Annotated in this window: 9 protein-coding genes; 7 read left to right on the forward strand and 2 right to left on the reverse strand. The window is 68.7% G+C overall.

The genetic code is table 11. The annotated features are described in order from the left end of the window. From AC6EI8_RS20700 to AC6EI8_RS20730, 7 genes are all read left to right on the forward strand, one after another. Window positions 1-564, forward strand: a 564-nt coding sequence (locus tag AC6EI8_RS20700; RefSeq protein ID WP_498382748.1) for a ligase, incomplete at its 5' end; no start/stop codon positions are given. Between the two features lie 198 nt (window positions 565-762). Further along, a complete protein-coding gene (locus AC6EI8_RS20705) occupies window positions 763-1,356 on the forward strand; it encodes a gluconate 2-dehydrogenase subunit 3 family protein (RefSeq protein WP_223129692.1) in 594 nt (197 codons plus the stop codon). 132 nt (window positions 1,357-1,488) lie between these two features. After that, window positions 1,489-3,066 (forward strand): GMC family oxidoreductase, encoded by a 1,578-nt coding sequence (locus AC6EI8_RS20710; protein ID WP_149318458.1) that lies wholly within the window; start codon window positions 1,489-1,491, stop codon window positions 3,064-3,066. 249 nt (window positions 3,067-3,315) lie between these two features. Next, on the forward strand, window positions 3,316-5,325 hold the full coding sequence (locus AC6EI8_RS20715; protein ID WP_498382749.1) for a sigma-54-dependent Fis family transcriptional regulator: 2,010 nt from the start codon (window positions 3,316-3,318) through the stop codon (window positions 5,323-5,325). Window positions 5,326-5,479: 154 nt separating this feature from the next. Beyond that, complete coding sequence (gene hisN / locus AC6EI8_RS20720; protein ID WP_498382750.1) at window positions 5,480-6,265, forward strand: histidinol-phosphatase; 786 nt, start codon at window positions 5,480-5,482, stop codon at window positions 6,263-6,265. A gap of 179 nt (window positions 6,266-6,444) precedes the next feature. Next, window positions 6,445-7,326 carry an IclR family transcriptional regulator domain-containing protein gene (locus tag AC6EI8_RS20725; RefSeq protein ID WP_265633536.1) on the forward strand — a complete coding sequence of 294 codons (882 nt, stop codon included), beginning with the start codon at window positions 6,445-6,447 and terminating at the stop codon, window positions 7,324-7,326. 370 nt (window positions 7,327-7,696) lie between these two features. After that, window positions 7,697-7,930, forward strand: a complete 234-nt coding sequence (locus AC6EI8_RS20730; protein WP_006576881.1) for a hypothetical protein — start codon at window positions 7,697-7,699, stop codon at window positions 7,928-7,930. 169 nt (window positions 7,931-8,099) lie between these two features. On the opposite strand, the gene AC6EI8_RS20735 is transcribed toward AC6EI8_RS20730, so the two are convergent. Both AC6EI8_RS20735 and AC6EI8_RS20740 read right to left on the reverse strand, forming a co-directional pair. Next, window positions 8,100-8,843, reverse strand: coding sequence for a flagellar brake protein (locus tag AC6EI8_RS20735; RefSeq protein ID WP_149318462.1), 744 nt, complete (start codon window positions 8,841-8,843; stop codon window positions 8,100-8,102). Between the two features lie 91 nt (window positions 8,844-8,934). Next, on the reverse strand, window positions 8,935-9,159 hold a 225-nt coding region (locus AC6EI8_RS20740), incomplete at its 5' end, for a 2'-5' RNA ligase family protein (protein ID WP_498382751.1).

Consider the following 9,159-nt stretch of genomic DNA (forward strand, 5'->3'; position numbering starts at 1 on the left):
CTGACCGGCCCGTGGATGCTGTCGGCCTCGATCGTGCTGCCGCCCGATCACGCACTGCTGTCGAGCGGGCCGATCGGCAGCTACCGGTGGCTAGGCGTGCTGCATGCCGGCCTGCTGCGCGACATGGGCATCGCGGCGTTCGCGCTGCCGCCCGAGCAGGCGCGCAGCCACCAGGCGGATGCGGCACTGACGTGGGCCTGCTATGGCGGCCTGTCGCCCTGGGAGGTCGTGGTCGACTCGCGCAAGATCGTCGGCCTCGCGCAGCTGCGCCGGCGCACTGGCGTGCTGCTGACCTCGGGCACGCTGATCGCGCCGCCGGACTGGCGCCTGCTGTGCGAAGCGCTCGGGCAGCCGGCGGGCCTGGGGGATGCGCTCGCCGACCGCACCACGTCGTGCGAGACCGAGCTGGGCGCGCCGGTGATCGCCGAGGTGCTGGCCGACCGCCTGCACCACATGCTGACCGACGTGCTCGGCAGCGTGGCGGCGAACGACCACGAGCCCATGCCGTGCGCTTCGATCCGTCACGCAACGCGGCCGCGCGGTGCCGCGGCGCCGCCAGGCTAGCGCGGCGCGGCCAACGCTGCCGACGCTGCGCGATACGGTCCGAAGCTGCCTGATGCGGCCCCAAGCTGCCAAACGCAGCCAAACACCGCCGAATGCCGCCGAATGCCGCCGAACCGCCGCCCGACGCCCGACGCCCGACGTCCGACGCCCGACGCCGCGAACACAACGATACCGATATCCCACCGAAGGAGACGACAAATGCAAGACGACATCCAGCACGAGGATGCCGCCGCGCCCGCGGCCGGCATGCGCATCGTGGCCAAGACCCAGCCGGTGACCCGGCGCGGCTTTCTGCGCGGCACGGGCCTGGCCGCCATCGGCGTCGCCGTGGTCTCGCCCGGCGCGCTGGCCAAGCCGGCGCGCGAGGCGCTGGTCACCGACCTGAAGGCGCTGGGCACGCCGACCGCGCGCACCCTGCTGGTGATGGCGCGCGACATCTTCCCGCACGACCGCTTCGCCGACCGCTACTACGTGCAGGCCATCGCGCCGCTGGACCAGGCGGCCGCCAAGGACAAGGCGGTCCGCACGCTGCTGCAGCGGGGCGTACGCGAGCTCGACGCGGCCGCGCAGCGCAAGCACGGCAAACCCTATGCACAGCTGCAGGACGAGGCCGACCGGGTCGCGCTGCTCAAGGCCATCGAGACCACGCCCTTCTTCGAGAAGGTGCGCGGCGAGATGGTGACCAGCCTCTACGACAACAAGGCGGTCTGGCCGCTGCTCGGCTACGAGGGCTCTTCCTGGGAGAAGGGCGGCTACGCGAACCGCGGCTTCAACGACATCGACTGGATCTGATCGGCCCATTCGATCCGCAATGGGGTCCGCAATCTGGTCCGCGAGTTGATCCGCAAGCGCATCGCAGGGCCGCACAGACGGCACCGCTGACCGTACCGCGGTACCGCATCGAGACAACACTGGAGACAAAACATGGCAACACGGATCGACCTGAACGACCGCGACGCGGTCGTCATCATCGGCTCCGGCGCGGGCGGCGCCACGCTGGCCAACGAGCTGGCGCAGCGGGGCATCGGCAAGATCGTGATCCTCGAGGCCGGCAAGCACTACACGCAGGCGGACTTCGAGAACGACGAATGGGCGATGTTCCGCAAGATCTCGTGGCTCGACAAGCGGATCTCGGCCGGCGGCTGGCACCACACCAAGACCTATCCGAACCTGCCGGCGTGGATCGTCAAGGCAGTGGGCGGCTCGACCATCCACTGGTCCGGCGTCGCGCTGCGCTTCCAGCCGCACGACTTCCGCACGCGGCAGATCTATGGGCAGGTCGAAGGCGCCAACGTGCTGGACTGGCCGATCACCTACGAGGAACTGGCTCCGTACTACGACAAGGCCGAGAAGAAGATGGGCGTGACCGGCAGCGCCGCCAGCGGCCAGCCGCCGATGCCCGAAAGCAACCAGTACAAGGTGGTGGCAGCCGGCGCGCGCAAGATCGGCTATCGCAAGATCGTGCGGCCGGTGGCCTCGAATTCCACGCCCTACGACGGGCGTCCCGCATGCCAGCAGGCGGGCTTCTGCATGCAGGGCTGCAAGATCGGCGCCAAATGGTCGGCGCTCTACACCGAGATCCCGAAGGCGCTGGCGACGGGTCGCGTCGAGCTGCGGCCCGAGAGCATGGTGCTGCAGGTCCAGCACGACAAGTCCGGCAAGGTCAACGGCGTGCTGTATGCCGACAGCAAGGGGCGCAAGCATCTGCAGAAGGCGCGCGTGGTCTGCGTGGCCGGCAATTCGATCGAATCGGCGCGGCTGCTGCTGAACTCGGCTTCGACGTTGTTCCCCAACGGGCTGGCCAATTCCTCGGGCCAGGTCGGCCGCAACTACATGAACCACGCCACCGCGGCCGCGGTGGCGATCCATCGCAAGCCGGTCTACATGTACCGCGGCTTCGATATCGGCGCGGTGGTGGCCGACGAGGTCGCGCTCAATACCAGGCGCGGCTTCAACGGCGGCTACTACCTGGAGGGACTGGCGCTGGGGCTGCCCTATACGGCGGCCTTCATGAAGCCCGGTGGCTGGGGACGCGACGTGACCTCGGCGCTGGAGCAGTACGACCACATGACCGCGATCTGGGTCTGCGGCGAGGACATGGCGCGCGAGCAGAACACCATCACGCTGCATCCGACCGAGAAGGACCAGTACGGCCTGCCGATCCCGATCGTGACCAAGACCTACCACCGCAACGACGAGGCCATCGCGGCGCACGGGCTGCAGCAGTTCCGCAAGCTGTCGGAGGCGGTCGGCGCGACCCGGGTCATCGATATGCCGGCGTATCCCGCCAGTCACAATATGGGCACCAACCGGATGAGTGCCAACGCCCGCGACGGCGTGGTCAACCGCTGGGGGCAGGCGCACGACGTCAAGAACCTGTTCGTCTCGGACGGCAGCCAGTTCACCTCCAGTTCGGCCGCCAATCCGACACTGACGATCGTCGCGCTGGCGATCCGCCAGGCCGAATACCTGGCCGGCGCGCTGCGCAGGGGCGAGGTCTGAGCCCGGGCTTGTCGGGATTGAAGTCCGCCCCGGGGCTGGTGTAAGGTCGTCGCGCCTGGGAAGGGGCAGCGCTCTCGGCCACCGGGGGGCTCCCCTCTCCCGCCCGCGGGAGAGGGGCCGGGGGAGAGGGAAAAGGCGGCCCGCGGTACCGACGCCGTCCGCCTTCGGGTCTATATTGGATAACACCACGAAGACAACAGCAGATAAGCGTCGACCGTCCCCACGGCAAGGCGCAGCGAAGGAGACCCTGTGATCAGTGCCAAGCAAGCCGCCCACCGGCACGCGCATGTCGAGCAGGTGCTGGCGCTCGCCAGCCAGGCCGATCCGGAGCGGCCGCCGCTCAGCGAGATCGAGCGCTCGTGGATCCGCTGCGTGAACGAGTACGGCATGGACCCCGGCCGCCGCATGCCGGCCCATATCGTCGAGGCGGGACGGCTGCGAGAGCACAAGGACCAGATCGAGGACTTCCTCGGCGTGGCCCGCACCGGCATGGAGCAGCTGTACAAGCGCATGTCCTCGCTCGGCTACGTGCTGCTGCTGACCGATTCGCACGGCATCGCGGTGGACTTCATCGGCAACGACCAGTGGGATCGCGAACTCAAGAGTTCCGGCCTCTATCTCGGCGCCGACTGGAGCGAGCGCCAGGCCGGCACCTGCGCGGTGGGCACCTGCATCGTCGAGCAGCATGCGGTGACCTGCCACCAGACCGACCACTTCGACGTCTCGCACATCAGCCTGACCTGCAACAGCGCGCCGCTGTTCGACCCCACCGGCGGCTTTCTCGGCGTGCTCGACGTATCGGCGCTGACCTCGCCCGGTCCGCGCGAGAGCCAGCATCTGGCGCTGCAGATGACGGCGATGTACGCGCAGATGATCGAGGACGCCAATTTCCTGCGCTACTTCCGCGACCGCTGGATCCTGCGGCTGGGCGCGACCTGGTCGCTGGTCGACGTCAGCGGCGAGATCATGGTGGCCTTCGACGCCGACGGCATCGTCTGCGGCATCAACAGCGGTGCGCGCCGCGCGCTGCGTGCGGCGGACCATGGCCCGGTGATCGGGCGCCCGCTGACGATGCTGTTCCGCGAGAGCATGAGCGACCTGTGGCGCATCGCACGCGCCGGCATGTCGTCCGATCGCGCCACGCTGCGCACGCATGGCGACGAAGTCTACTACGCCAGCGCGATCGCGCCGCGCGTGATGCCGCACCGCATTCCCGCACCGGCCGCGCCCGAGCCCGGCGACACCGCCGCGCTCGATGCGCTGGGCGCCGACGACGCGCAGATGCAGCGGCTGATCACGCAGGCGAAACGCCTCGCCAACAAGCCGCTCAATGTGCTGATCCACGGCGAGACCGGTACCGGCAAGGAGGTCCTCGCCAAGGCGCTGCATCAGAGCAGCAACCGGCGCGAGCATGCCTTCATCGCGGTCAATTGCGCCGCCATTCCGGAGACGCTGATCGAGAGCGAGCTGTTCGGCTATACCGCCGGCACCTTCACCGGCGCGCGCGGCAAGGGCATGCGCGGCCTGATCGCGCAGAGCGATGGCGGCACGCTGTTCCTCGACGAGATCGGCGACATGCCGCTGCACCTGCAGAGCCGGCTGCTGCGCGTGCTGTCCGAGCGCGAGGTCACCCCGCTCGGCGCGCAGCGTCCGGTCGCGGTCGACCTGCGCGTGGTCGCGGCCTCGCACCGGGACCTGCGCCAGCTGATCGCCGAGGGGCGCTTTCGCGAGGACCTGTATTACCGGCTGTGCGGCGCCACGCTGTATCTGCCGACCTTGCGCGAGCGCCAGGACAAGGCCTATCTGATCGAACGCATCTGCCAGGAGGAAGCGGCCCAGCTGCACATCGACGCCACGCTGTCGAACGACGCCTGGCGCGCGATGCTGGCCTACGACTGGCCCGGCAACGTGCGCCAGCTGCGCAATGTGCTGCGCTTCGCGCTGGCGATGAGCGACGGCGGCCATATCGATCTTGGCGACCTGCCGCCGGAGGTGACCGACGCGGGCACGGCGAGCCCGCTGCGCGCGCTGGCCGCGTCTGTGCCCGCATCGGTGCCCGCATCCATGCCCCCGTCCGTGCCCGCATCCGATGCCGCCGGCTCGCCGGTCCCCGACGATCCGAAAGCGCGCCAGTTGCTGGCCGCGCTGCAGGCGCACCACTGGAACGTGACCGAGGTCGCCGCGGCCTGCGGCATCTCGCGCGCGACGGTCTACCGGCAGATGGAGCGATTCGGCATCGTCGCGCCGAACCGGCGCTAGGCGTCAGTCGGAGCCAAGGTCCCCAAAGCGCGGCTGGCATGCCCGTTGGGACCGACGTACCATCGCTGCATCGGCCGGTCCTTGCCGGCCCTTCCTGCGCCCTTGCCCAGGTCCCGTTCCACGTCCCTTCCTGCAACCACCCGCTGCCGACGCCATGCCGCTGCCCGCCGAACGCCTGAACGAATATCTGGACTTCGCCCACCGCCTGGCCGACGCGGCCGCGGCGCAAAGCCTGCCGCTGTTCCGCACCCATGCCGAGGTGCAGGACAAGGGCGGCCGCCGCTTCGATCCCGTCACCGCCGCCGACCAGGCTGCCGAGACCGCGATGCGCGAGCTGATCGCCGCGACTTATCCCGACCATGGCATCCATGGCGAGGAGCATGAGCGCATCGAGGGCACGTCGCCGCTGACCTGGGTGCTCGACCCCATCGACGGCACGCGCGCCTTCATCACCGGCCTGCCGCTGTGGGGCACGCTGATCGCGCTGAACGACGGCGACCGGCCCGTGCTCGGCGTGATGGACCAGCCGTTCACCGGCGAGCGCTTCGTCGGCACCTGCGACGCCGCCTGGCTCGGCAGGACGCCGCTGCGCACGCGTCCCTGCGTCAGCCTCGCCGACGCCAAGCTGATGTGCACCACGCCGGAGATGTTCGGCGACGAGCCGGAACGGAAGGCGTTCCGCTGCGTGGCCGACCGCGCCCGGCTGCTGCGCTATGGCGGCGACTGCTACGCCTACTGCATGGTCGCCGCCGGCCATGTCGATGCGGTGGTCGAAGCCGGGCTGCAGCCCTACGACGTGCAGGCGCTGATCCCGATCGTCGAGGGCGCGGGCGGCATCATCACCAGCTGGACCGGTGACGATCCGCAGCATGGCGGACGCGTGGTGGCCTGCGGCGATCGCCGGCTGCATGCGGAAATCCTGGCGGCGCTGGCGGAATAGCGCGGCGGAGAACGAGGGGTCGCGCGGCGGGGAATGCTCGGATCGCACGCCGGCGAATGCGCGGAGCGCGCGGGCATCGCGCAGCGACGCTGGCCGCAGATTTCCCGCAGCACCCCGGGGCCGGTTATGATGCGCGATTATCGAACAATCGCTGTCGCCCTCTTCCTGCCCTTTCCCATATGGACGCCACCCGCTCCACCGCCGCTCCGGCGCCCGCTGCTCCCGCTGCCTCCGACGCCGCGCGCGCCGATGCGGCCCCACCGCGCACGGCTCCGCCGCGTCCGGACCAGCTGGACCAGTACGCGGGCGATCCGAACTTCATGCTGTCGCTGGCCCGAGGCCTGCACGTGCTCGAGGCCTTCTCCGAACGCAGGCGGCCGCTGACCATTTCGCAGATCGCGCAGCGCACGCAGCTGTCGCGCGCCTCGGTGCGGCGCTGCCTCTATACCTTGCAGCGGCTCGGCTATGTCAGCCAGGAAGACGGCCGCTTCGCGCTGCGCCCGCGCGTGCTCCATCTCGGCCACGCCTACTTCTCGTCGACCGCGCTGGTCGCGCAGGCACAGCCGATCCTGGACCGGCTCAGCGCCGCGGTGGGCGAGACCTCGGCGCTGGCGATCCTCGAAGACACCGACATCCTGTATCTGGCCCGCTGCGAGGTGCGCCGCATGCTGTCGCACGCGCTCGGCATGGGCAGCCGCCTGCCGGCCTTCTGCACGTCGATCGGCCGCATGCTGCTGGCCCACCTGGACGAGCCGGCGCGCGATGCCTACTTCGAGCGCGCGGAGCTGCGACCGCGCACGCTGCAGACCAAGGTGTCGCGCACCGAGCTGGAGGCGTGCTTCGAGCAGGCCCGCACGCTCGGCTACGTGGTGGTGGACGAGGAACTGGAGCTCGATCTGCGCGCGCTTGCGGTGCCGGTGCATGCGGAATCGGGCGAGGTCGTGGCCGGCATCAGCGTCAGCGTGCGGCCCACGCAGGTCGGCGAGGCGGAGATGCTAGCCCGCATGCTGCCCCGCATGCGCGAGGCCGCGATGGAAATGAGCAGGCTGATTGCGGCGTGATTGCGACGTGATTGCGGCGTGATTGCGGCGCGAGGTTGCGGCACGACGGTGTGACATGAGGACGCGGCATGACCGTGCGGCACCAGGCAAGCCCTGTGTCGCTGCCCTGCGTTGCTGTCTCCTCGCCACAACGACAATCGACAATTAACGCCAATATTGCGCCGCTTGTTTGAAGCGAATCATGTCGCAATGCTCACAATCGCCACGCTTTAAAGCGTGAGGCGCGTCGCCGCCATCACTCCTCGGAATAGACCGGAGAAAAGTCGCGGTATTCCATGCATCGCGTTGCGATATACATTGCTAAAATCACCGTCCAACAAGTCCGAACCTGAAAGACTCTTGCCAAAAAAGAGACTACCGCAACACCAATATGACTTTCGATGACATCTCGCTTGGCGCAATCGTCGCGGATATGCGCATGGCAGAGAGACCCCTGATGCCCGCCGAACAGGCCTATCTCGCCGAACTGCGTCAACGGATTGCAGCCGGCTCCGAGAATTTGTGGGCCATTCTGGAAGATGCCGGCATGCCATCGAACGGTGGCCGCCTGTCCGGCGATGTGATGCTCGCCCTCACGATGGTGGCGCAGAGCAAGCCGCAATAAGGAAGAAACAGCGGGAAGAAACAGCGCGAGGGCGCGACCCGCGCGTCATCCTCGCGAAAGCGTGGACCAGCGGCTTTCAATGGCGCTGGATTTCCCGCTTTCGCGCGAACGATGTGATTGCGGACGGCGATTTTCGGCCGATTTCGCTGCGAACCGCCGGCGCCTTTTATCAGCCGCGATGGGCCAATTCCAGCGCGAATACCAGCCGCTGCAGCGTATTTTCCAGCCGCCCGTCCGGATTGACGAAGGCACAGCCGAAATGATGAATCGCGCTGTCGTCGCGGCCCACCAGCCAATGTCCCACCACCTGCAGATCGAGGTCGAGCTTGCCGAGCTCGCGGAAATCGAGCCGGGCGCGGGCGATGCGCGTACCGACCGGCAGCTGCGTATCGCCGACCGTGCGCGAGCGCAGGCCAACCCCCGATAGCGACAGATCCGAGATATCGAGCTTGACCACGGTACCGTCGTCGAGCCGCCCTTCGCAGCCATAGCCCCGCGTCACCAGCGTGCGCGCGCGGAAATGCCGGCGGCGCTGGAAGTGATAGAGCTTGTCCGGGAACGGGGCCTTGAACGCCGGGCCGCCCTGATATTGCACCGGCTCCGGCTGGCCGATGGTGAAGTTGACCGGCACGCCGCGCAGCGAGGCCGAAATCGCGTTTTCCTCGGCTTCGAGCACCGCGCGCGCTTCCTCGTCGGTCCGGCACCAGTCGAAGATGAAGGTGCGGCTGCCCGGATCGACGTGCAGCACCGAGGAAACGGTTTCCCGGCCGCGGCCGGAGCGCACGTTCAGCGTGCATTTCTGCCACGCCAGATCGCGCAGCACCGTGCCGATCTGCGAGGCATGCGTCAGGCGGTACTGCTCGTCGGACGGGACGGCGGCCTCGGGCTGGTCGATGGACTCGTGGGAACTCATGAAATCACGCGGGCGGGTGCGGGGATCCAGATTGCGGGCGTTGGGACTCTAGTACAGAAACGGCATCCCTGGCGCAAAACTTGAGCCCGACTTACGGGGGGTTGTCCCGCTCCGGCTCGCGCAAGGCAAAGGCACGGCGGCAGCGATGCTCGGCGCCCTGCCGCTGCAGGCGGCTCTCGAACAACACGAAGCGCCGCGCCAGATAGGACGGGCAGGCCAGTTCCCGGTGCGCGGCGACCCACTCGCGCAGCAGTGGCTCGGCCGCATGCGGCGCGCAGCGCGCCAGCGTCAGGTGCGGGTGGAAGGGGCGCGTCTC

The sequence above is a fragment of the Cupriavidus sp. R6-3 genome, assembly GCF_059772245.1.